This window comes from Desulforamulus reducens MI-1 (assembly GCF_000016165.1).
Taxonomy (GTDB): domain Bacteria; phylum Bacillota; class Desulfotomaculia; order Desulfotomaculales; family Desulfotomaculaceae; genus Desulfotomaculum; species Desulfotomaculum reducens.
Genome location: NC_009253.1, coordinates 2,013,433 through 2,036,553 on the forward strand (window position 1 = coordinate 2,013,433; position 23,121 = coordinate 2,036,553).

The 23,121-nt window shown below is 38.9% G+C and carries 20 protein-coding genes, 1 pseudogene and 1 riboswitch; of the genes and pseudogenes, 7 read left to right on the top strand and 14 right to left on the bottom strand.

All coding sequences use genetic code 11. The features are described from left to right. The first annotated feature begins 185 nt into the window (after positions 1 to 185). Positions 186 to 381, top strand: a riboswitch (cobalamin riboswitch). Between the two features lie 219 nt (positions 382 to 600). The 3 genes from DRED_RS09820 to DRED_RS09830 all read right to left on the bottom strand — a co-directional run bounded on the left by DRED_RS09820 (position 601) and on the right by DRED_RS09830 (position 3,199). Further along, a complete protein-coding gene (locus DRED_RS09820; RefSeq protein ID WP_011878171.1) occupies positions 601 to 1,407 on the bottom strand; it encodes an ABC transporter permease in 807 nt (268 codons plus the stop codon). Further along, entirely contained in the window at positions 1,391 to 2,146 is a 756-nt protein-coding gene (locus DRED_RS09825; protein WP_011878172.1) for an ABC transporter ATP-binding protein, read from the bottom strand. The genes DRED_RS09820 and DRED_RS09825 overlap by 17 nt, the downstream gene beginning before the upstream one ends. Positions 2,147 to 2,215: 69 nt before the next feature. Further along, on the bottom strand, positions 2,216 to 3,199 hold the full coding sequence (locus DRED_RS09830) for an ABC transporter substrate-binding protein (protein WP_049755929.1): 984 nt from the start codon (positions 3,197 to 3,199) through the stop codon (positions 2,216 to 2,218). Positions 3,200 to 3,664: 465 nt separating this feature from the next. Between DRED_RS09830 and DRED_RS09840 the strand changes: the two genes are divergently transcribed. Beyond that, positions 3,665 to 4,033, top strand: a complete 369-nt coding sequence (locus DRED_RS09840; protein WP_011878175.1) for a GIY-YIG nuclease family protein — start codon at positions 3,665 to 3,667, stop codon at positions 4,031 to 4,033. 41 nt (positions 4,034 to 4,074) lie between these two features. After that, the gene (locus tag DRED_RS09845; RefSeq protein ID WP_011878176.1) at positions 4,075 to 5,517 is read left to right on the top strand and encodes an MATE family efflux transporter; all 1,443 of its coding nucleotides are present in this window, start codon (positions 4,075 to 4,077) and stop codon (positions 5,515 to 5,517) included. A gap of 92 nt (positions 5,518 to 5,609) precedes the next feature. Here the strand turns inward: DRED_RS09845 and DRED_RS09850 are convergent, their stop codons facing one another. The 7 genes from DRED_RS09850 to DRED_RS09880 form a co-directional block, all read right to left on the bottom strand. After that, complete coding sequence (locus DRED_RS09850; protein WP_198006882.1) at positions 5,610 to 7,211, bottom strand: bifunctional diguanylate cyclase/phosphohydrolase; 1,602 nt, start codon at positions 7,209 to 7,211, stop codon at positions 5,610 to 5,612. A 48-nt stretch (positions 7,212 to 7,259) separates the two neighbouring features. Then, positions 7,260 to 9,110 carry a SpoIIE family protein phosphatase gene (locus tag DRED_RS09855; RefSeq protein WP_011878178.1) on the bottom strand — a complete coding sequence of 617 codons (1,851 nt, stop codon included), beginning with the start codon at positions 9,108 to 9,110 and terminating at the stop codon, positions 7,260 to 7,262. Positions 9,111 to 9,141: 31 nt separating this feature from the next. Continuing rightward, a complete protein-coding gene (locus DRED_RS09860; protein ID WP_011878179.1) occupies positions 9,142 to 10,116 on the bottom strand; it encodes a sensor histidine kinase in 975 nt (324 codons plus the stop codon). Positions 10,117 to 10,135: 19 nt separating this feature from the next. Continuing rightward, positions 10,136 to 10,525 (bottom strand): DUF1987 domain-containing protein, encoded by a 390-nt coding sequence (locus tag DRED_RS09865; protein ID WP_011878180.1) that lies wholly within the window; start codon positions 10,523 to 10,525, stop codon positions 10,136 to 10,138. Positions 10,526 to 10,537: 12 nt separating this feature from the next. Next, the gene (locus DRED_RS09870; protein WP_011878181.1) at positions 10,538 to 11,086 is read right to left on the bottom strand and encodes a SiaB family protein kinase; all 549 of its coding nucleotides are present in this window, start codon (positions 11,084 to 11,086) and stop codon (positions 10,538 to 10,540) included. 45 nt (positions 11,087 to 11,131) lie between these two features. Continuing rightward, entirely contained in the window at positions 11,132 to 11,836 is a 705-nt protein-coding gene (locus DRED_RS09875; protein ID WP_011878182.1) for a response regulator, read from the bottom strand. A gap of 356 nt (positions 11,837 to 12,192) precedes the next feature. Further along, entirely contained in the window at positions 12,193 to 13,467 is a 1,275-nt protein-coding gene (locus DRED_RS09880; RefSeq protein ID WP_011878183.1) for an ArsB/NhaD family transporter, read from the bottom strand. A gap of 316 nt (positions 13,468 to 13,783) precedes the next feature. Here DRED_RS09880 and DRED_RS09885 point away from each other — a divergent pair, with 316 nt between their 5' ends. From DRED_RS09885 to DRED_RS09895, 4 genes and pseudogenes are all read left to right on the top strand, one after another. Then, a complete protein-coding gene (locus DRED_RS09885; protein WP_238442491.1) occupies positions 13,784 to 14,035 on the top strand; it encodes a PAS domain S-box protein in 252 nt (83 codons plus the stop codon). Between the two features lie 41 nt (positions 14,036 to 14,076). Next, a pseudogene (locus DRED_RS19055) lies at positions 14,077 to 14,229 on the top strand (IS3 family transposase); the annotation flags it as partial. 244 nt (positions 14,230 to 14,473) lie between these two features. Beyond that, positions 14,474 to 14,827 (top strand): helix-turn-helix transcriptional regulator, encoded by a 354-nt coding sequence (locus DRED_RS09890; RefSeq protein ID WP_041274570.1) that lies wholly within the window; start codon positions 14,474 to 14,476, stop codon positions 14,825 to 14,827. Positions 14,828 to 14,847: 20 nt separating this feature from the next. Further along, positions 14,848 to 15,672, top strand: coding sequence for an extracellular solute-binding protein (locus tag DRED_RS09895; protein ID WP_011878185.1), 825 nt, complete (start codon positions 14,848 to 14,850; stop codon positions 15,670 to 15,672). Between the two features lie 1,028 nt (positions 15,673 to 16,700). On the opposite strand, the gene DRED_RS09900 is transcribed toward DRED_RS09895, so the two are convergent. Continuing rightward, positions 16,701 to 17,780 carry a GNAT family N-acetyltransferase gene (locus DRED_RS09900; RefSeq protein WP_011878186.1) on the bottom strand — a complete coding sequence of 360 codons (1,080 nt, stop codon included), beginning with the start codon at positions 17,778 to 17,780 and terminating at the stop codon, positions 16,701 to 16,703. A 984-nt stretch (positions 17,781 to 18,764) separates the two neighbouring features. On the opposite strand from DRED_RS09900, the gene DRED_RS19060 reads away from it, so the two are divergent. Continuing rightward, on the top strand, positions 18,765 to 18,914 hold the full coding sequence (locus DRED_RS19060) for a hypothetical protein (protein ID WP_198006883.1): 150 nt from the start codon (positions 18,765 to 18,767) through the stop codon (positions 18,912 to 18,914). A gap of 68 nt (positions 18,915 to 18,982) precedes the next feature. Here the strand turns inward: DRED_RS19060 and DRED_RS09905 are convergent, their stop codons facing one another. The 3 genes from DRED_RS09905 to DRED_RS09915 all read right to left on the bottom strand — a co-directional run bounded on the left by DRED_RS09905 (position 18,983) and on the right by DRED_RS09915 (position 22,924). Beyond that, complete coding sequence (locus DRED_RS09905; RefSeq protein ID WP_011878187.1) at positions 18,983 to 19,333, bottom strand: GMC oxidoreductase; 351 nt, start codon at positions 19,331 to 19,333, stop codon at positions 18,983 to 18,985. Between the two features lie 105 nt (positions 19,334 to 19,438). After that, positions 19,439 to 20,755 carry a DEAD/DEAH box helicase gene (locus DRED_RS09910; protein WP_011878188.1) on the bottom strand — a complete coding sequence of 439 codons (1,317 nt, stop codon included), beginning with the start codon at positions 20,753 to 20,755 and terminating at the stop codon, positions 19,439 to 19,441. Positions 20,756 to 20,836: 81 nt separating this feature from the next. Continuing rightward, entirely contained in the window at positions 20,837 to 22,924 is a 2,088-nt protein-coding gene (locus tag DRED_RS09915; RefSeq protein WP_011878189.1) for a DNA topoisomerase III, read from the bottom strand. Positions 22,925 to 23,121 lie beyond the last annotated feature (197 nt).

A 23,121-nucleotide genomic window follows, 5' to 3' on the forward strand; every position in this document is an offset into this window, starting at 1 on the left:
AAGTTACCTGCGGCAGTGATAAAATTTATTCGGCCCGGGCATCAGATACAAATATCATCAAGGCGAGTGCCCTGGCCTTTATTAACGGAATTAATAACATAAGTCTAGAAAGTATAAACCATTAAAGTTCAAGGTTAAATATATTGACTTATTGACACTAAGAAAAAATATGGTATGTTTGCCATAATTTAATCCACCATCCAGGTGCCCTTAAGGGGGAGAATAGGGAAGACCGGACGAAAGCAAATATTTTTCGGAAACGGCGCGGTCCTGCCACTGTAGTCGGTAAGCTGCCAGAAGCCACGGGGTTTAGACCCTGGAAAGCTCTGACCATAGCGATGACCCGATAGCCAGGAGACCTGCCAGGATGGGTTGCAATTATTTATGTGAGATGATGGAAAAATCTCCAGCCTTTTGAAGGTTGGAGATTTTTATTTTTTAATCTTAAATAAAGAAAGGATGGTATTTAATGTCTAATTCTTCATTCTCGGGAGGCTGGACAACTCGACGTCTAACTTACCTGGCCATGTTTATTGCTTTATCAACTGTAGGGGCAAGCATAAAGATTCCCAGCATTGTTTATGGGGCCAGCCAATGGTACTACTGCCACTTTAGTAGCTTCTTCTCCAGATAGGCTACCGCCAGGTACATGACTGCGGCCGCAACAATCAGTACAGTGACGCTAGTCATAACTAGATCCAGTTTAAATACCTGGCTGCCATAAACTATAAGGTAGCCAAGACCGGCTTTCGAGACAAGAAATTCGCCCATAATAACTCCTACCCAGGAAAGACCGACATTTACTTTAAGGGCAGCTATAATATTAGGCAGGCTGGCCGGGAGAATTACTTTACATAAAATTTGATATTTATTTGCTCCGAAGGTTTTTAATAATTTTATTTTGTCTTGATCCACGGTTAAAAACCCGTTGAGCAGGCTGATAATGGTAACGACAATAGAAATTAGCAGGGCCATGGCAATAATGGCAGGCTGGCCGTTACCAAGCCAGACAATGATAATAGGACCCAGCGCCACCTTAGGTAAGGCGTTAAGAACCACCAGGTATGGTTCGGATACTTTATTCAGAAAATCCGACCACCAGAGCATGATAGCAATTAAAATACCGCCTAATGTTCCTACGGCAAATCCAATAAAGGTTTCCCAAATGGTTATACCTAAATGTAGGTAAAGATGGCCATCATAATGCAGGTTTTTTAAAGTAGTAATCATACGAGACGGCTGGCTGGTAATAAAGGGGTCTATCCAGTGCATTTTAGCAGATATTTCCCATAGCACAAAAACAGCTACTAGAATAAAAAGTTGGGTGGTTAAAACTGCTATTTTACGACGTCTCACTTGTTTTAGATATGCCTGACGCTCAGGAGAAAGATTAAGTTTTGGGTTCATCTATTTCCAACTCCTTCCACACAAGGTCAAAATAGTGGCGAAAGCGATCGTCCTTCCTATTTTCCAGTGGCGGCAGGTTTGGCCTGATAAGTTCTATATTATAGATGTTTTTAACTACAGCTGGTCGCCGGGACAAGATAACAATATGGTCTGACATGGATATAGCCTCCGCAATATCGTGAGTAACGATGATCGCAGTTTTATTTTCCTTCTTTAAAATACTCCAAACTTCATCTACAACCGTTAGGCGGGTTTGGTAGTCCAGTGCTGAGAAGGCTTCATCCAGCAAAAGGATATCGGGATTAACTGCCAGGGTACGGATCAACGCGGCACGCTGGCGCATACCTCCTGATAGCTGGTTAGGGTAATGGTGTATAAAATCTTCCAGTCCGTAGGTCTTTAACAGGCGTTCTACATTACTGCAGGCTACCTTTAAATCCTGCCCTTGTATTTCCGGGCCGATAAGGCAGTTACTTAAAATTGTACGCCATTCAAAGAGATGATCCCGCTGTAACATGTATCCCACTCTGCCGTTAACTTTTACCTCTCCTTTAGAGGGTCTGATGAGGCCGGAAATTATATTTAAAATAGTAGACTTCCCACAACCACTGGGGCCGACAATACTTACAAATTTACCGCTGAATACATCAAGGGAAATGTTGCTTATGGCCTTGGTCTCACCTTCAGGTGATTGAAAGTTCATAGCTATGTCCTGTAAGCTAACTTTTATTTTTGTCATTCTTATTATCACCTCTTGAGCACAAAACGGCAGCTTTGTAACTGCTACCGTTCTGATCAGGATAATAGGTTATTTTTTTGAGATAACTGTTTTTTCAGCATACTCGTGTGTTATTAGGACATTAGGTTCCACCGGCTTATCTAATTCTCCGGCCACCTGAATAATCTCTTGCAGGTAATTGAAGGCTTGGTTATCCATTACCGGATTAGTGTTCCAGGTGTCCTGGGATTTGTAGCGTTCAATGACCGCTGCCAGGAGGTCCAGGTCGGTGTCAGGGAAGAAGGGCTGAATGGAGGATGCAATTTCTTGCGGGCTGTGATTAGCAACCCAGAGCTGAGCTTTGTATAGGGCATTGGTAAACTTCTGGATGACTTCAGGATTTTTTTCCATGAAACTATTTTGCGCCATGTAAACGGTGTAGGGAATTTCGCCGCTGGACTGGCCCAAGGAGGCCACTACGTAGCCGGCCTTTTCTTTTTCCATTAGGCTGGCAGTAGGTTCAAAAAGGGCTACATAGTCACCGGTACCACCCTTAAAGGCACCTGCGGTGGCAGTAAACTGCAGGTTAGTTATTATATTAACGTCTTTACCCGGAGTGAGACCGTGTTTTTTCAAGACATATTCTAGTACCATTTCAGGAACACCACCAGGACGTCCACCGATAATAGTTTTACCTTTCAAATTTTCCCACTCAAATTCGGGTTCCTGGTTTCTTCCCACCAGGAAAGAACCATCTTTTTTGGTAAGTTGGGCAAAATTAATAACATAATCTTGCTTTTTCTGGTTATATACATACACTGTGGCTTCCGGCCCGGCCAAACCGATGTCGGCAGCATTGGAAAGTAATGCAGTCATTACTTTGTCTGCACCTTGGCCGGTTGTGAGTTCAATATCCAGACCCTCTTCTTTAAAGAAACCTTCATTGATGGCCACGTACTGAGGAGCATAGAAAATGGAGTGTACAACTTCACAAAGTCGAACCTTGGTCAATTCTCCGCTGGTTTTACCGGTATCATTTGTACAGCCGCTAAATACTGCAAGGACTAGGGACATAAGTGCTATGACAACTAGTATGCTTTTAAATTTTTGCAATACTATCCCTCCTTGTTTTGTCTAGGATCAGACAAATTAGCAAACTTACCTCTGCTTTTTGTTTTTATTATATGGTTGATATCCAAACACTGTGATTTAGCGGCAGCAGGTAATATTAGTTAATTTGAAGAATAAATTATTCCTTCAGAACAAAAAACCTCCTGCAACTTTTTTACCAAGGTAAAAGTGATGGAGAAATTCAAAAGCTAATGGGCATAGGCAGTACATCTACTATTCGGAATCACCGTTTTGTATTAAAAGACAAAGAACGTCAAGCCAAATTAATCCTTGCAATAATGGAACTCTTAAAGGATAAGCACAGTCAGCAGGATAAACGACAGTCCAGTAATTTGCCCTTGCAAAAAACAGTTAGAATAACAAATAATCACTACCATAAGAGATCCAAATGGGATGGAGGAAAAAGATATGGATCGTAGAAAAGAATTAAAGCAACAGTATAAGCAAATGAAAACGGAGGGCGGGGTATATCAGATCAAAAACACAAAAAACCAGAAGGTGTTAGTAATTGCCACTCCAAACCTAAAAACTATGATTGGCAGAAAAGTTGAGTTGAGAGGAGGAGGACACAAAAATAAACAACTTCAAGAGGACTGGAATACATTTGGTGAAGAGGCCTTTGTTTTTGAAGTATTAGAGGTTTTAGAAGAAAAGGAAGAGGGGTTCTTTGATAAAGCTGATGAGTTGAAAAAACTCGAAAAAAAATGGCTCGAAAAGCTCCAACCCTTTGGAGAACACGGATATAATAAAATATCTAAAAGAGAACAAGCTAAGTAAAAGAAGAATTAAATAATTTTTAAAATAGAAAGAGATAATATATGGATGAAATTGTCACAAAATCTTCTTCAACAGTTAAATCGCCATCAGAAACAAGCATAGAAGAGGGTAATTCTCAAGGGCAACATTTAGATAGCCAACCTGTATGGCGCTCAATGCTTGTTTTTCTCGTGCCGCTGATTCTTAGTAATATACTACAGTCAGTGGGACAACTGGTTGGTACTATTGTTGTAGGCAGATGGCTCGGAGTAAACGCCTTAGCCGCAATTTCAGCCTTCTTTCCTCTATTCTTTTTGCTCGTTTCTTTCACCATTGGCATAGGGGCTGGTAGCTCAATCCTGATCGGGCAAGCCTATGGTGCACGTAACGAAGAGAGGATGAAGGCCGTCGTCGGGACAACACTCACATTTACCTTCCTACTTGGCCTGACACTGACCTTAATAGGCGGCATCTTTACCCGAGATATACTGAATTTAATGGGAACCCCAGCAAATATCATCGACACCAGCGTCCACTATGCACGAATCTTGTTCTGGTCTATGCCAGTCATGTTTTTATATTTTGCCTACACAACTTTTATGCGAGGTACAGGTGATTCCAAAACTCCCTTCTACACATTGATCGTCAGCACCATACTGGACCTGGGCCTGTTACCATTTTTGATCTTTGGGTGGTTGGGAGTGCCAAAGTTTGGCCTATATGGTGCAGCCTACGCATCGGTAGCATCGACGGCGATTACATTTGTTTTAATGCTGATTTATCTTAACAAAACCAACCATCCATTACAATTTGATGCTTCCGTAAGGCAGCACCTTAGAATAGATTTTGGTTTATTAAAGTTGCTACTCCGCCTCGGCATTCCATCAAGTATTAACATGATACTAGTATCGCTTTCAGAAATAGCGGTTATTACATTTGTAAACCGATTTGGTTCCGATGCCACCGCAGCTTATGGCGCTGTAAATCAGGTCGTAAGTTATGTACAGATGCCAGCGATAAGTCTGGGCATTGCCGTATCCATCTTCGCCTCACAGTCCATCGGGGCAAATCGGCTTGATCGGCTAAAAGATGTGATTAGAGCCGGGGTTTTACTCAACTACTTTATCGGCGGAATAATCGTTTTATTGGTTTATCTGTTTTCCCAAGATATTTTATCCTGGTTTTTAACAAGTAAGAACACTTTGCAGATTGCCCATAGTCTCCTTATTATTACTCTATGGAGCTATTTAGTCTTTGGACACGCTCAGATTATTACTGCTACCATGCGTGCCAGCGGAACTGTCCTCTGGCCAACAGTGTTCAGCGTGCTTTCTATATGGTGTGTCGAGGTGCCAGTGGCCTACGGCCTGTCCAATTTTACTAGCCTTGGCATTCAGGGAATATGGATAGGTTATCCTGTGGCATTCCTTGTCAATCTAGTTTTACAATATACGTACTATAGGTGGTCATGGAATAAGAAGCGTATTACAAGACTTATCCATTAAAACCATGGGGCACTTTAGCTATCAATAGCTAAAGTGCCCGTTGATTAATATACTGATGCATTTTTAACATTAAATCCTACATAAGCCAGGCCTTATTGTTCATATATATTAATAAATTTTTCTAAGAAGGTTTTTGTCAGAAACGGGTCAAATTGTGTTCCGCTGTTTTGTAAAACCTCTCTTTTGGCTTCTTCCACACTAATGGAACGCTTATAAATCCTATCGTGTGTCATGACATCAAAGGAATCCACAATTGCCAACAATCTGGCCATATAAGGGATTTCTTCCCCCTTTAACCCTCTGGGGTAACCATTACCATCCCAGCGTTCTCGCAAGGCCAAAATCGCTTCGGCAGCAACAGCTTCGCCTATGGACTGAGCCATTCTATAACCAATTTCACTATGTGACTTTATGATTTCCCACTCTTCGTGTATTAGACTACTGGGCTTTAAAAGTATTTCTTCGGGAATTGCAACCTTACCAACATCATGGAGGGATACTAATAGCATAAGATGGTTCATTTCCGGCGAGCCTGCCTTAACACCCACTAATTTAGCAAACTTTACGGCCATATCCCTTACTCTCTCAACATGTCCCTGGGTTTCAAAACCTCGCTCTTGCTGTACTTTTTCAATATTCATGATGATCTTATGGCGAACAGCCTTGCTTTCCAGTAATTTATTTTTGTACATTTTATTTTCTGCCTGGCCAAAGATCTTACAGAAATTAGTATCTAAAGAATCTACCGTTGCCGTTCCCATTGCCACACTAATGGCAATAGGATTCCTCCCGGAATGCTGGCAAAGATTATTAATCCTAGTGACAACCTCCTGACAAAACTTCTCGTTGGTGTTGGGGAGAATAATGAGAAATTCATCCCCACCCCAGCGGGCCACGACGTCTGTTTTGCGACAGCTCTTTTTCAATACATTGGCTGTATCAATAATTAGTTGATCACCTTTTTCATGTCCAAAAACATCATTAATTAACTTTAGGCCGTTTATATCTGCCAGAATAATGCTAAAGGGAAGATTCTCGGGATGAAGCATCTCAGGAATCACTCTGTCGATGTAGGCCCGGTTATATAAACTTGTAAGACTGTCATAAAAGCTTAAATATTCTATCTGAGCATCTGACTTAATTTTTTCGGTGACGTCCGTAAGAATTAGAAACAGGATCTCCTCGTGATTATCCTCCTGGCCGATAAGCTTGTATTCAACATTGATATTTTTATCATTGATAAACAGTGTATGGGGAAGTTTGCTTAGAAGAGAATCTTTTTCTTCAACGTCATTGGAATTAAAGATGGATGATAAAGTTTTCTCAATTTGTATTCTGGTAGGGAAATCACTCCCAGTATCAATTAACAAATCAACTATATTTAAATTGCAAATTTTTCTACAAAAAATCCGAATACACTCCGCACTGTATTCCTTATCTACTATTAAATCTTTCCCACAGGTTAAGAAACCTTGATTTGCGTTATCCAGTAAATTTTTAATCTCGTATTCACGTTTCTTTAATACCCTTCCTTGGGTGTCACTTATCTTAAAAATTTTTTTAGAGACTTTTAGAAGCTTTTCATACTCCAATATCAGTTCTTTATACTTGGGTAGTAAAACACTGTCCTTATAAGCTGGGTTATTAAGATCTTTTTGACACGTCAGGAGAAGTTGCATTTCATTTTGAAACACTTGTTCATAGTGGCCTCTCATGCAATCATCCCTTCAATTTAGTTTGTATTAGCTTATTCTAAAACCTATTACCGTAATATCATCTCTTTGAGGCTTTTCACCCATGTAATTCAATAATTCATTAAGAAAGACTTTGCCCTGTTTAGATAAATCCCTGTTGTTACAATGCTCTATCATGTTCAGAAAACGATTTTTCCCAAAGGAATAGTCTTTTAAGCCACCGTTTTGATCAAGGTAGCCATCCGTTGTCAGGTAGAAAAGATCCCCGCTCTCTATATCTATTTTGGAATTAGTATAGGGGTAGTCCGGAGCAGTACGAATATAGCCGATACTCTTTTTATTTCCTTGAATAATCTCTATGCCTTTACTGTTTCGTATAAAAAGGGACATTTTAGCTCCCGCAAAGATGAGGTGGTTAGAACCATCAAAATAGCATAGACCAATATCCAACCCATCGTCAGTAAGGGCATCCTCCGTTTCCTGATTCAATGTCTGTTTGATTAAAACATTAAGCTTCTTAAGAAGTAAAGCCGGGTCGCCCTTAGTGTTAAGGTCGGCAATCTGATTTAGTATCGAAACAGTTAGCATAGTCATAAACGCCCCGGGGACACCATGTCCGGTACAGTCTCCAACAGCCACAAGGTAGTCTTTATTGAATTTTTTAGTCCAGTAAAAATCTCCGCCCACCAAGTCCTTTGGTCGCCACAGCAAAAAGTGATCTTTAAACAAGTCCGTCAGTTTCCCGGGAGAAGGTAGAGTGGATTCTTGAATTCTTTTAGCGTAATCTATGCTGTCCATTAGTTTACTATTTTTTTCAAACAGCTCTTTGGTTCTTTCAGTTATCTTTGCTTCAAGTTCCTGATTTAACTGCAATGTCCTTTTATAAGGATTTGCCAGGTAGCGTGAGATTAAGAAAAAGAAGATCGTGATAGCAATAAGGGTAATTCCCGTTGCGGATAAAGTATTGAATTTGATAGTATTTAACAAGGAAACTGATTCACTTCTGGGGATTTGTACCAACAGTTTCCAATCGGAAGATTTTATCGGATAGCTTATGATATCAACGAGGGCCCCCTTAGAATCTTGGTATTCCAGTGTAGAGGAAACTTTATGACTTGAATCTATATTCCTAAGGAGTGTGCTGGCAATCTTCATAGGTAAAATCTTACTAATATTTTTGCCATTATGATTAATATTATCAGAGAGATAAATATTCCCTTTATTATCTACTAACCATAGATCACTCTTTTCACCGTACTTAAAACTTTGAAAGTCCTTGGACAACTCCCCGAGACTCAAACCCACACCTACCACTGCCAGTGGTTTTTTAACATCACCCATTAAAGCGTTGACAAAGACAAAGGTATCTTTTCTTTCGTTATTGTAGTCTATCACCAAAGAAACCGGTTTGTTTGATTTTGTTACATCAAAAAACCAACTATCATCAGGATCATTTTCTAACATGGTATCAATTATTTGGCAGTTCTCATCCCAGTAGTGTTTTGTAACATTGCTGACTATAAAGGAATTGCTGTAGTCATGTTCCCTGGCCAGTTTTGCTATTCTTAACAATGAGTTTTGTTCAGCAACCTTATTTTTTTCTGCACTTGAAACCCAGTTGATTATTTCGGGATCCTTTGCAAGTAAAATAGACGTTTCCTTAGCCCGTTCAATTCGTCCATCTATTTTAGCAGAAATTGCTTCGGCAATATTAACTAAGTCCTTTGTTTTAAGTTTGTTGACTATTTCCTTTTCTGTAATAGTATAGGCAATGGCCCCTACCAGCAACATAGAAAATACTATAATCACCGTAGCAAAAATAGTAATCTTCATTACACTGGCATCCAGCATAGAACTTATTCTGACAAATTGGTCCTTTTCATTAAGCCCTTTGTTCATTACGGTTACTCCCAAAATTTTAAATTATAGTTTAATACGATTTATGCTGCACAGATATCGGAAGAGAAAAATAAAAGGTACTTCCTTTGTTGACCATGCTGTCTACTCCAATGTAGCCACCATGTTTAATGATTATTTGCTTGGCAATGGCTAAACCTAAGCCAGTACCACCAACCTTTTGGGACTGAGTTCCTTTAAAGAAACGATCAAAGACAAAGGGGAGGGACTTTTCATCAATTCCGGACCCGCTATCTATTACTTTTATGATGACTTCTCCATCTTTTTCAGCGTTCTGTATTTGACACTGAATGCGAATAGTACCGCCTGTGGGAGTGTATTTAACTGCATTATTTATTAAGTTGACCATCACTTGATCAATGCGGGCAGGGTCAACATTCATTATAATGTGATTGTCTGGGGTAAGGTTTTCTATGGGGTCAATCATAAAGTTTATACCTGAATTTTTAAAGTCTAAGGCAAATTTCCGTGTTATATTTGCCATTAAATCTTGTATAGTAACTTCCTTAAAATTAAAACTTACCTGGTTAGCCTCCAGCTTCGATAACTCAAACAGATCTTCAACCAACTGGTTAACAAGCAAGGTCTTATCATAAATTAAATTTAAGTATTGCCTATCGGGTTCTATTACGTTATCAAGCATTGCCTTAAGATATCCCTGAATGGAGGTCATAGGGGTACCTAATTCATGAGAAATATCAGAAACCAGTTGGCGCCGGGATTCTTCCAGTTGACGTAGATTTTCATTTACTTTGTTTAAATGGCTTTCATGATTTTTTAAAACCCTACCCTGAATATCACTGATTTTAAATATTTTAGCGGTAACCTTTAACAGTTTCTCATAACTCTCTACTAATTCTTTGTATTCTGGGTATAAAGCACTCTTTTGTACCTGCTCGCGGTTCAATTTCTCTTTGGCTACCTTTAACACATCAAACTCTTTGTCAAAAAGTACTCTTGTATTATCCTGTAATATTTTTTTAGCCATTTACAATCTCCCTCTACAACTAATTATCCTCCCGAGGAATAATGTAGAAGGGTAAATTTAAGTCCTCTTTAAATTCCTCCGCACATTCAAGCTCACTTTCGTTATCTTGGTTATAATACCAATTGAGGGATAACTGCTTGCCAGCCAGATAAGCCTTATCTAGTTTTTCTAGCAGCATCATAATACACTTGGAACTACTGGTATTAATATAGGGTAATATAAAATCTACTTTTACCACTACCTCAGTATTTAATTGTATAAGATAATTATCAACCCAATTAAAGATAGGCTCATAGAATTTAAAAGCGTTTTCGGGATAAGATTGCCCTTGCAAAAGAAGTATGTTTTGTTGAGGGTCAAAGTACACCTCTGGGGTGCTTTTAGAACCCTCTATGAATAATTTATCCATGTATTTACCCCCCTAAACCACAGCCTTTAATGTAAAAAATAAGAAATTGTCATCAATGGTTGTAATTGAATATTCAAGGGGCAGACTTGCCTTTCTGGCAATATCAACAAGACCAATACCTGCACCCAAGCTATCCGGAGAAATGTCTTGTCTCAATTTCTCTTTATAAAGCTTCTTTAATGCTACTTTGTCCAATGGAATCAGTTCATCAATAATCCCAGTTAGCACTACTGCATCTTTCTGCTCAACGATATTCCCAGAGCAAATATAATTGCCAGTTTCGGTTTTGCCAATGGTTACCATACATGAGTTAGCAATTCGTTCGTAATGGGGTGATTCTTTTTTGATTTCGCAATAGTTTTTAATGTTTTGGGTTTGTTCGATGAAGATGGAGAAAACATTATACACATCATTCTTGGGACGATCTTCTGTTTCAAGATATTTCTTTACTGCTTCACCCAGTTCCTCAATAATACTCTGCGAAAACCTTCCCGAAAAGCTAATAAGAAGACCATTATTGCTAAGAATTTTTTGCAGCTCAAATAAGTTGTTACTAATCAACTGAAATACCCCCCTGTTTTGTTAATTAACTGGAAATATAAAATGTTAACCAATAAATTTATAGCCAATACCACGTATATTTAAAATTCGTTCTGGCTGAGAAGGATTAGACTCTATTTTTTTACGAATATTACTAATATGAACCATTACCGTCCTATTGTCACCGATACTATCTAATCCCCATACTTTTAAGTAAAGCTGTTCAGTGGAGAATATTTGGTTCGGGTGTTGGACCAGAAAGATAAGTAGTTGGAGTTCCTTAGCAGAGAGGGTTACTAGATTGCCGTCTAGCCGAACCTCAAAATTTGCCATATCAATTTCTAAATTACCATATTTTATGACCTGACGATTCACTATTTTGCGAGATGATGCTATCCTACGGAAGATGGGTGCGCGCCTGAGACTGGCCTGCACCCTAGCCATTAGAACGTCTGGGTCAAAGGGTTTAGTGATAAAATCATCTGCACCCAACTCTAAGCCTTCAATGATGTCTTTAGAATCTTTTTTACAACTGATAAATATTATAGGTACATTTGAATACTTTCTTAATTCCTGACAAACAGAATAACCATCTACACCTGGCAAGAGTATATCCAATAAAATTAAATCTGGCTGCTCAAGCTCGTATATTTCTAATGCTCTTATACCGTCCTGGGCCATAACAACTTGGTAGCCATGCTTACTCAGGTAAAGTCTTAGAAGTTCCCTAATGCCTAGGTCATCTTCCACGATCAGAATCTTTTTAAGCATTTGAAAGGCCTCCAAAAAATTCTACAACATGTGACTAGTTACTTTATTTTACATTTATATTTAATCTCCTTTATAAAGAAGGGCTTTTTATAAATATCTTAGAATACATGGTGTGCTAAGAGTATATAAAAATAGTTTAAAATAAATTTAAACTATTTTTAAAGATTATTTTAAGTTTTTTTTGCAAGAGTTTTACAAAAAACAGTATTTTTCTCGGCAAAGGATGTCAGCTAGGGGATTGGGTCCATTGGTTTATTGTGCACTCATACATAGGGTGGGTTTCGATAGTCTAATTATGTTGGCTGGGCAGGGAGGGTACTCCTGTTAACATAAATATTTATGATTGTGGGTTGGAGTCAATAAATAAACACTACTAAATATATCATGGCTAAAAATATTGATAAAATCATCAACGGGAAGGCTATTTTCATGAATGCCAGGAAACCAAGATGATAGCCTCTTTTTTCAACCATCCCGGCCACAATTACGTTGGCAGCAGCCCCAACCAGTGAGCCATTTCCACCAAGGCAGGCCCCCAAGGCTAAGGACCACCACAGGGGATCTAAATTTGCAATACCACCGATCTTACCCATTTGCTGCAAAAGCGGGATCATTGTTGCTACAAAGGGGATGTTATCAACAAAGGTTGAAGCAATGGCAGAAAGCCATAGTATTAGAAAGCCGGTAGTTACGATTTCACCACCCGTTAAGTGTAAAGCAGATTCAGCTATCCAGTGAATAACTCCTGCCTCTTCCAAAGACCCCACAACCACAAACAATCCCACAAAGAAGAAAATAGTGGGCCATTCTACGGCTTCCAGTACATGTTCTGGTTCTTCTCTAGTCATTAGAAGCAATAGCACCGCTCCCCCAAGGGCAATTGTTGCAGTGGGCATATGAAGAATGGAATGAAGCGCAAAACCAAGTATTGTTAACCCCAATGCTAGCAGGCATTTGGTTAGGAGTTTTCTATCCTTTAGCTCATCCTGAGGGTTAAATTTCATAATTTTAGCCATTAATTCTGGGGCTGCCTGTATTTCCTTACTGTAAACAAAGCGTAATATCAATATTGTAATGATAAAAACAACCACCGCGATGGGAGCTAAATTAAAGATAAAATCCATAAAAGACAAGCCTGCAGGGCCACTGATCATAATATTGGGCGGGTCACCAATCAACGTGGCGGTTCCTCCAATGTTGCAGGCTAAAATCTCAGATACGATAAAAGGAACAGGATTCACCTGTAATTGCTTACAAATTGAGAAGGTAACAGGGACCACCAGCAGTACTGCAGTGACATTATCCAAAAAAGCAGAAGCAAATGCTGTGATAATTGATAAGGAAACCAGTAGTTTCGTAGGTTCTCCCTTTGCTAAAATGGCAGCTTTGATAGCAAGATACTCAAATACACCGGTTCTTCGTGTAATGGCCACTATAATCATCATTCCCACCAGCAGACCTATGGTGTTCCAGTCAATATATTGAATTGCCTTTTCCTGGCTTACCAAGCCGGCGAAAAGCACAACCACTGCCCCAGCCAGGGCAACAACGGTCCGGTTAATTTTCTCTGATACAATAAAAGCATAGGTTAGAATAAAAAATGTTGATGCCAGGATAAACTGACTTCCCAAAACTATCCCCCCAAGTTAATCTAATAGAAAAGAACATTTTAGTTGTTATTGTTTGATTACTTTCAGATGCTTATACAGGTACATATATGGATAGTTGTCATAGACATCCTAAAACAATTAGCTACCTGGAGGAGGAAACCTCTGACAAGTTATAGAGATAATTTTCAATATTCATTCCTCAAAAGAATGATGCTCCCCCAATAAATCTATTTACATTAAAAAGGAGTTTAGTATAGATGCCAAGACGAATAAAAGAAAAATCAAAATTAACCCTGGTGGTTCTCAACATATCAACATAGCACAGAAAATGGAATCTTTGAAACAAAGCAAAGAATTATACCGAATATTAGTAGATCAAGCTGGCGTAGGCATATTTGTAACTGACTACGATTACCACCTAACAAACGTAAATCCTTGGATTTGCATAATGTTTGGATATACCAAGGAAGAACTCATAATGGGCCTTGGTATGTCTATTGTTCATTCCATTGTAATGTCAAGCAACGGTACAATTTCTGTAGCTAATAATCCAGGTGGTCCTGTGCGAAAAACTTCTTTAGTTGTTTAAAATGTGAATGCACTAATTTCTATCATTTCAAAAATAGAGATGAAGCCAAACAAACAATTTTTGAATATATAGAGGTTTATTATAACCGGCAAAGGCGGCATGCAGCCTTGGGTTGGTTTACTCCATTGCATACAAGAAGCAATTATGTTTGGATCTTGCGGTATAGGTTTAATTTGTGCATAGGGAAGCCATAAATAGCGTTTATGCCGCGAAAGCCTCTTGATGTGGGGTAGCACCCCTCTGGTAGAATCTTGAAGGTGGAAAACCGCCTTAGCAATAAGGTTATTTCCACCTGATATAAGGGTGTCCAGAAAACCGAGAATGCCTCAGTGACCATGTTTTAAAAAACATATTCACAATATTGAAAAGAGAAATACACTGTGCTATAGTAACACAAAATCTATTTGCAACATGAATATAGTTGAGGTGTAGTTATATATGACTAACAATATAAATATAAGCCTTCCAAGTGACCGGCTTATTGAAGCTCAGTTACTTCTGTTATTGCAGTTAAAACCTTCTCATGGTTATGAACTTATTCAGAGACTAAATGATTCAGATTTTACCCTTGGAGAAGTAGATCCAGCAACAGTATACCGACACTTAAGACGTATGGATAAGGATGAACTTGTTAAATCTCACTGGGAGACTGGTCCATCAGGACCTGGAAGGCGCCTCTACACCATCACAAATAATGGAGAGGCATTGCTAGGCCAATGGACAGAAAGCATTAGGCACCAGAAGGAAAAACTAGAGAAGTTCATAAAAATATATGAACAATATAACTCGTAGGTCAATGGGGGTAACTGGAGATGGCTAACAATAATTGCTCTTTAAAGATAATTAATGCTGGGGCGTTACACAGGGTTATTGGAAATTGCATAGAGCTATTCTTATCAAAAAATCCTAGGATAACACTAGAAATGGAAGTGGTTGGTTCAAGGGAAGGTGCTAAAAGGTTACTCTCCGGTGACAAATATGACATAGTAGCTCTTGCTGATCAAGCCCTATTTGCAGAACTATTAGTGCCCGAGCAAGTTGATAATTATTTTGTTTTTGCTACGGATCAAATTGTGATTGGGTATGACCGCTTTTCTAAAGGCAGCAAAGAAATTCGCCCAGAAAACTGGGCTGACATCTTACTTCAACCCGAAGTAAGATTTGCCCGTTCGGATCATAACCTTGACCCCTGTGGCTATAGAGCTTTAATGGTTTGGCAACTGGCTGAAAAATTCTATAATCGGCCCGGTCTGTCCAATGAACTGGAGAAAGCCTGTATTCCCTACACTACCTACCCAAAATCAATGGATTTAGCTGGAGCTTTACTTGAAGGAAAAGTTGACTATGCTTTTCTATATTCTTCAGAAGCAAAGCAACTTGGTTTTCCCTACATAAACCTGCCTTCCAAGATTAATCTTTCTAACCCAGCACATGCAGATTATTACGACCAGGCTTCTATATCTGTTGAAAGTAAAATTCCTGGCAAAAACATAATTATTCATGGTAAACCAATAGAGTTTGCCGTGGGACTTGTTAAGACAACACAGAATCCAGAGTTAGCTCAAGCCTTTATTGACCTTCTTGCCGGGCCGGAAGGACATGCCATATTAGAGGAATGTGGTTTGATTCCCTGCTAAGTATGAGTAGATTCAAAAAACATTTTTTGACAGGTGCCAATTGAATAGAATGAACTCAGAGAATTCACTAGAAAAGAGATCTAATTCAAAAAGGGCATAGCAACATCTACAAGTTGTAAGCGGACACGAAATCCACTCATTCGTAATACAAACTTTTACCAGAAAGTGTCTACCACAGAGGGATAGAATTATTAATTAACTATTCTGATAATTTAAAAATGGTATAACTTATATTAGTTTTTATATATATGTAAGTAAGCTTAATATTTATTTTGTATGTGTTATATTATTAATTTTTATTTGCAATTAACGCTGCGGTATTTAATTATTTATTAATGCCATTGAGTAATTCAATGGCATTTTACTGATTTGCAGTTAAAAGGAGGGGGGGAGGGGTATGAAATACATTAACGGAAAATAGGCTTTTCTTTCAATGAATTTTGTTTAATATTAACATTATATATAAAATAGAAACTAATATTATCAGATTACACGATGCAAATATAAAGCTATATAGACAATATTTATTAAAATAATTCCAGAAAGCATACTGTGTTGTAGAGTGAGATTATTCTAATAAGTAGTAAGGATATATTTATACTTAACTAATTGATAGTATCATGCAAGTTAAATTAATTAACATAATCTTACAAATGGCCCGAGATATTATTAGGATAGGTTTATACACATTAAAATAGAACTCAACACAAACGCTAACGAATTAGCAAAGCAAACCAGAAACCGACTATTATCTTTATTAACCATAGATAATTGATACTAGAATCCCATAAGCTAAAGGGCTAACAACATAGACAAAAGAGTTGGCAGCCGAGCCCCCCTTAAAGCCTCTTTTTTACTCTAGTTAACATAATATGTATTATCGGAACCAATTTAACAAAAAAGCCTTTCTACTAAAAGCCCTATCTTCCAAGGTTATCAGGCTTTAAGAAACCTATTCATTTGATTAAAGTGCCCCTCAAAGCAGAATCGGTAATAAAAGCACCGTTTGGACTGAAATCCCTCGAAAATTATAAATCCTTTTGATAAACCCGATATCTTTTACTTACTTGGCCTCCCACGGCTGAAGTAATAATTCTGTTCATATCTTTATTTGTATCCATAATCAGAGATAACTCAGCCTGTTGATAGCCCTTTCTCAGCATGGTTCTTCTTGCTCTGTCTATTAATAAAGCCACTACTCCACGGCGCCTGTATTCCGGACTAACTCCCAAAACCCCAACACGTAAGAGTTTACTCCTTGTAAAAGGAAGATTGAAACCTGAACGTCTGGCTGCACGTATCCTAGGCCCTGCATCAGGCATCATTAAGCATACTCCTACAGGCTTGTTGTCAACCTCACAAAAGATTAATAGCTCAGGGTCAGTATTACCCCTGAGACCGGCTATAAAGCTTGCTGCTTCTTCCTGGTCCATGGGAACAAATCCCCACTGATTGGTCATGGTTTCGTTATGAATAGCTGCTAATTTTTCCCCTTCTCTCCAGGGATTATTTAAATTAACAGGACGTATCCTTATATTGGGAATCCTGGCTGCCCTTTTGGCTACAGAGGCCAGTTTAGCATCTATTTTTGTAGAATAGGAATAAGAGTAAGAGTAAAGTCCTAATATTGAATAAAATCCATTTTCCTCCATGAGTCTTATATAATATGGTGGATTATACGGCATCATAAATAAGGGAGGTTTTTCAAACCCCTCTACCAAAAACCCGACCTGCTGTGAAGTATTTAACGTTGCCGGACCCTGAATTATATTTTTTCCCCTATCAGATAGACTTTGGCTAGCTGCTTTTATTAACTCCCCTGCTACCTCGGAACTATCAATAGACTCGAAACAACCAAACAAGCCCACCCTTTTATCTGCCAAAAGATCATCTGTAATTGCCGCGATACGGCCAACAGGCTTATCATTATCTAAGGCCAAAAAACACTCATACCGAACGTGACGCAAGATAGGATTAGACTGAGGGTCAAACATTCTGCCATGGTCCGCCCAGGGGGTCCAAAGTGGATCCTTGCGATATATTAGCCAGGGTAATTCCAAGAATTTTTGCCAATGGCCAGGTTCCTTAACTTTGATAATTTTTAACAAAATGATACCTCCAAAATTCTAGTTGCTTCATTTTATGTATCACCCTGCAGTATTGTGCAGATAACCCCTTGAGGAATTCCAATAACCGTCCCTAAATTATGATAAAACCCTTCTGTACCTCCGCATATCATGATTTCCAAACAAGGTACCCGCACTAAATGTAACCGGAAACTGACCATGCACATGCCTGTAGTACCATATCTTACCCCTGTAACGGAGCTCTGTAGGAGGTAGTTTCGTAAAAGTATCATTTACCCGGTTGCTGGCAGCTACTACTCTATTATAATTATAGGTAGCGGCAAAGTATCACAACAAAAAGGATAGCCCCCCGAAAGACCTAGGGGGCTACCTAATGGTATTTTTTTGATAACTAAAATAACTATTTTTGAACGTCACAACCGCCGTAGCCGTAACCACCACTACCAAAGAGTAACAGGATCAGAATTAAGAAAATGATGAAAGAGGAACTGGTACCATATCCTCCAAATCCATAACCCATAATATAACCCCCTTTCTAATATTTCTTATTGTGGTAACTTTCGTTACCTCTCCTTTATAATATGACTGCTTCCCAAAAGTGTTACTTTTCCCTTACGATGACTTCCCAAAGTATCCTAGACCATAATAGGTGAAATCATCCGGGGCCTCCGAGGTTATACCATAAAACCAGTGCTTCTGGGGTGGGCTACCAGCCACTGAGACAACACTAGAAATCCAATGGATTCACTCACTTGATTTAGTATATTACCGTTCCTTTTAGCGTGACACTTAAAAGTATAAGGAAATTATTATATTTTTAAGCTGAAATAAATTCTCTTTCTCTTAAAGCAGAGGAAGTTGAGAGAATAATTATATTACTCTATTCAAAAGTTAGTCAGCTTTTTCTAACCAAATAAAAAAGGCTGATTTTGTAACAAATATTTTATAGCTGCATAGGATGAATTATGGCAAATGCCAGAATAAATATGCAGAGGAGGAATTTATATGGGTTATGGTCATGGCGGTGGTTATGACAGCGCAGGCTGTGGCGGGTTCTTAAATCCCTATTCCCCATCCTTCATCATTTTCTTAGTGCTAATCCTGCTGTTCTTTGGCGGTTTTGGCTATGGTGGATACGGCTCTTACGAAAAGTAAACAATCCGGTCCATTCATGTAACTCCAAAGAAACCCAAACCGCCAGTTTGGGTTTCTTACGTTATGTGTTATGCATAGGCATACTCTCTTTTTGCCGCCATTTCAGCAATATGGTCCGCCATTCTGGCCGCAATGGCCATCACCGTTTCAATGGGATTACACCCGCCGGAGTTGACAAAGACACTGGCGCTGCAGATATACAGGTTCGGGATATCATGACTGCGGCAGAAACCGTCCACGACTGAAGTAGACGGATCATTACCCATGCAGCAAGTTCCCAGCATGTGACCGGTATCTGGGATGACAAAGGCCGGTTCGCCGCCCATCGCTCCCAATATCTCCTCAGCTTTTTTTACCCCATAGGCAATCAGCTTATTGTCATTCTCACCATAGCTGAAAGTAACAATCGGCCTTGGCATTCAATACATTTACTTGTATGAAGTCCTATTTATTTATCTAAAGGCTTGGCATAAGTCAAGTTTTCTTTATTTGGAGCTTTTGAAACTTTTAGATTAGAAAATAAGTTACGAACCCCTTCTCGTCTTGGAACTTACTGCACTTCTGTTTGGTACTTTCTTTGATTTTGATTTGGAAGATTTGTTTGAATAATTAGCAGAATAATTCTCTTTTTTACTGATACTCCCCTTAGTAGTGCTTTTGCTCAGTGCTTTATCTCGTTTTTTAGTGAATGAGGATTTACCTCTAACTGGATCTACAAGAACTCCTTTAAACACATTCTTCTCTTCAATGATAATTTTAAATTCTCTCTCATACTTCTTGAGTAATGCTGTTTCTCTTTCCGTAACAATGGAAATAGCTGTACCTAACTTACCTTTCCTACCAGTTCTGCCAACTCTATGTAAATATTCTTTAGAATCCTCGGGTAAATCTAAATTAAAAATATGCGTTACGCCATTGATATCCAACCCTCTGGCAGCCATGTCGGATGCTACCAAAAGTTGCCCTTCACTCCGAAAGCCCTCCATTGCTTTTTGGCGTTCTTCCTTTGCTGCCTTACCATATATTTCGCTTACTTTAAAATTGTGATACTGGAGTTTTAATGCAGTAGTTTGAATATCTTCCATCTTATTTACAAATATAATCGCCTTTTTCGGTTTGGTAGCAGCTATTAACTTCCTTAAGACCTTCATCTTATCTCTTTGCTCTGCTATCAAGTATAGATGGGTTATATTCGGATTAACTAATATTTCATCTTCTATAATAATAACTTCCGCATCTTTGGTTAATTCCTTTGACTCAGCCATAGCCCTTTGGTTCATGTAGGCCGAAAAGATCATTAATTGCCTATCCCTCATAGTGGTCTTAATAACATCTTTTACCCCTGCCAAATTGTTTTGATCCAGCAACATATCCGCTTCATCAATAACAATAGTTTTAATAGTGTGACTGCTAATCTTCTTTCTTTTTATAAGTTCAAGAACTCTTCCCGTTGAACCGACGATGATATGCGGTTTTTCTTTCAGTTTTTCAATCTGTCTTACAATATTAACTTCCCCAATCATTACAGTAGAATTTATTGTTAAACCAGCATTCGAGGATAAGGTCTTTATCTGTTTATCTATCTGCATGACCAGTTCGTGGGTTGGTGCTAATATCAGGGCCTGGGTTTCTCTTTTACTACTATCGATCTTTTGAAAGATAGGTAATAAATAGGCTAGGGTCTTTCCACTTCCTGTTTGCGACTGCCCGATTATGTCTTTGTTTTTCAAGGCCAGAGGTATCGCCACCTTTTGAATGGCAGTGGGGTTTTTTATCCCCTGCTTGCTTAAGCCTTCTGCTATATCTGCATCTATTTCTAATTTATCAAACGAAGTTACCATGATAATCTCCCTAAGTAAGGATTATTTTCACTGCTATAGATATTGTCTCTTTGTTCAATGAATTATATGTGAGCTTAACATTTATGAAAAATCAAAGGAAACTTTTCCATCCTTAAGAACTAAGGCCGCATCAAATTTTTTCCCTGTCTTAGAAGATGTGAATCCTTTAATCAGTACTTTACCGTTAGTTAATAACTGTTTTGCCTGTTTGACTGTTATTTTTTTCTTCAAAATTTGTTTGCCAAATGAAAAAGCACAACCCTCACGGAATCCTCCACAGCCAAATTTTTTTGCATATTCCACAACTTCTCTGCCACATAAGGGACATTTTCCTACTACTTCCTTTGTTGATTCGGGCATATATCCATTTGTTTTTTGTTCTTTAGCTAGGTTAACTATCTTTTTAGTTAGACTAATAATCTCAGACATAAAGCGTTTGGGATTAACTTGACCTGCTTCTATATCTGCCAATGCTTTCTCCCATTCGCCGGTCATTTGAGGGCTAGAGACCACTTCTGGCACCAAACTAATAAGTGTTTCACCCTTTTGGGTTGGTATTAAAGTCTTGCTCTTTCTCTCTACGTATCCCACTTTAATTAATCTTTCAATTATTGCCGCCCTGGTTGCACTTGTTCCCAGTCCGTGTCCTTTCATGGCATCCTTCAATGCCTTATCATCTACAAACTTCCCTGCCCCTTCCATAACCGCCAGTAGTGTTCCCTCTGTATACCTTTTCGGAGGCTCCGTTTTCTTCTGTTGCAATTTAGCTTTGGTTACTGCAACATTCTCCCCCTTCGTTAAGGGAGGGAGCAAGACTTCCTCGTCACTTTTTTCCTTATTCTCACCTTTTAATGGAGGTATTACTTCCTTCCACCCTGGGCTTAGTTCAATCTTGCCTGATGTTAGAAATGTTTCGTCTGACACAGAAGTCATGATTTTTGTCTGCTTGTATTCCGCCGCAGGAAAAAACATTGCTAAAAATCTACGGGCCACCATATTGTAAATTTTAGCTTCATTGGGGGACAGCGCGGCGGTTGGCTTAACATTTGTCGGAATCAATGCATGGTGATCTCCGACCTTGGCGTCATCGATGAACCTCTTCCCCGGTTTCGGGGCACTTTGGGCGTAGGCCACAAACTTAGAATAGCCAGACACTGACCCCAGGGCTGATAACCGAGAAGGAATTGTCTTAGCCAATTCGTTCGTAAGGTGTTTAAACTCTGTTCTAGGATAACTTAATAGTTTGTGTTTTTCATATAATGCCTGGGCTATTTCTAAGGTCTGGCTTGCAGTAAAGCCAAACTTTTTATTGGCTTCCTTTTGTAAATCATTCAAGTTAAACAAGGTGGGCGGTGGTTCAGACACTGCTTTTTCCTCGACCTTAATGACCGAGCCATCTTGTCCCACAATTTTATTTTTGATGCTTATGCCGTCTGCCTCCTGGTTAAATCGGTTTTTGTTTTTATTTTTAAACCACTTGCCACGATAAACCTGACCATCAGTTGTGACAAAATCTGCATATAATTCCCAGTAATGGGCGGGTATAAACGTTTTAATCTCTTTTTCTCTGGCTACAATAAGTCCTAAGGTTGGAGTTTGTACACGTCCTATTGAAAATAAATCTCCGTGCTTTTTGGTAAAGGCTCGAGTAGCATTGATACCAATTAACCAGTCTGCATGGGATCTGCACTCCGCTGCAGCAGCCAGTAGATCCTTAGCCTGCCCTGGCAACGGATTGGCCAGTCCTTTTCTGATGGATTCTGGTGTTGTCTCTGACAACCAGAGCCGTTTAAAGGGCCTGCTGTATCCTGATAAACGCATAATATATCTTAAGATCAGTTCTCCTTCACGCCCTGCATCCGTCCCAGCAATTAGTTCCACATCAGGCCGGTTGAGAAGTTGTTTAACTACTTTGTACTGTTTAATTGTTTTAGGGTTGGGTTTTAGTTTGAAGCATTCTGGAATAATGGGTAAAGCTGAGAGAGTCCATTTTTTTAAGTTAGGTTGATAATCCTCTGGTTCACATAATTCAACCAGATGCCCGATGGCCCAACTAATAATATACTGACTATTTTCATAATACCCATCCCTTTTTTCAAAATGACCACCAATGGCATTTACAATATCCCTCCCCACTGATGGCTTTTCCGCAAGAATTAGCTGTTTCATTTTTAACCCCCAGTAGAAAAAAGCCATATATCTATCAAACCTATTTACTATCCATTCATCTAGCATTATACACTAAAACTTAAAAGGACTCCTTCAATGCTACAAAAATCATCTACCACACCATTACCATTACAGTCTATTGACGAACCCCTAAGTATTAATTTATAGTGTATTTGAAAATACATTAAAGCAAATCG

Coding starts and splice junctions, on each gene's coding strand:
- DRED_RS09890 (WP_041274570.1), top strand. CDS start 14,474: ATGACTAACAATATAAATATAAGCCTTCCAAGTGACCGGCTTATTGAA.
- DRED_RS09905 (WP_011878187.1), bottom strand. CDS start 19,333: ATGCCAAGGCCGATTGTTACTTTCAGCTATGGTGAGAATGACAATAAG.
- DRED_RS09860 (WP_011878179.1), bottom strand. CDS start 10,116: ATGGCTAAAAAAATATTACAGGATAATACAAGAGTACTTTTTGACAAA.
- DRED_RS09845 (WP_011878176.1), top strand. CDS start 4,075: ATGGATGAAATTGTCACAAAATCTTCTTCAACAGTTAAATCGCCATCA.
- DRED_RS09865 (WP_011878180.1), bottom strand. CDS start 10,525: ATGGATAAATTATTCATAGAGGGTTCTAAAAGCACCCCAGAGGTGTAC.
- DRED_RS09915 (WP_011878189.1), bottom strand. CDS start 22,924: ATGAAACAGCTAATTCTTGCGGAAAAGCCATCAGTGGGGAGGGATATT.
- DRED_RS19060 (WP_198006883.1), top strand. CDS start 18,765: ATGGGTTATGGTCATGGCGGTGGTTATGACAGCGCAGGCTGTGGCGGG.
- DRED_RS09910 (WP_011878188.1), bottom strand. CDS start 20,755: ATGGTAACTTCGTTTGATAAATTAGAAATAGATGCAGATATAGCAGAA.
- DRED_RS09830 (WP_049755929.1), bottom strand. CDS start 3,199: ATGTCCCTAGTCCTTGCAGTATTTAGCGGCTGTACAAATGATACCGGT.
- DRED_RS09825 (WP_011878172.1), bottom strand. CDS start 2,146: ATGACAAAAATAAAAGTTAGCTTACAGGACATAGCTATGAACTTTCAA.
- DRED_RS09840 (WP_011878175.1), top strand. CDS start 3,665: ATGGATCGTAGAAAAGAATTAAAGCAACAGTATAAGCAAATGAAAACG.
- DRED_RS09895 (WP_011878185.1), top strand. CDS start 14,848: ATGGCTAACAATAATTGCTCTTTAAAGATAATTAATGCTGGGGCGTTA.
- DRED_RS09875 (WP_011878182.1), bottom strand. CDS start 11,836: ATGCTTAAAAAGATTCTGATCGTGGAAGATGACCTAGGCATTAGGGAA.
- DRED_RS09855 (WP_011878178.1), bottom strand. CDS start 9,110: ATGAACAAAGGGCTTAATGAAAAGGACCAATTTGTCAGAATAAGTTCT.
- DRED_RS09820 (WP_011878171.1), bottom strand. CDS start 1,407: ATGAACCCAAAACTTAATCTTTCTCCTGAGCGTCAGGCATATCTAAAA.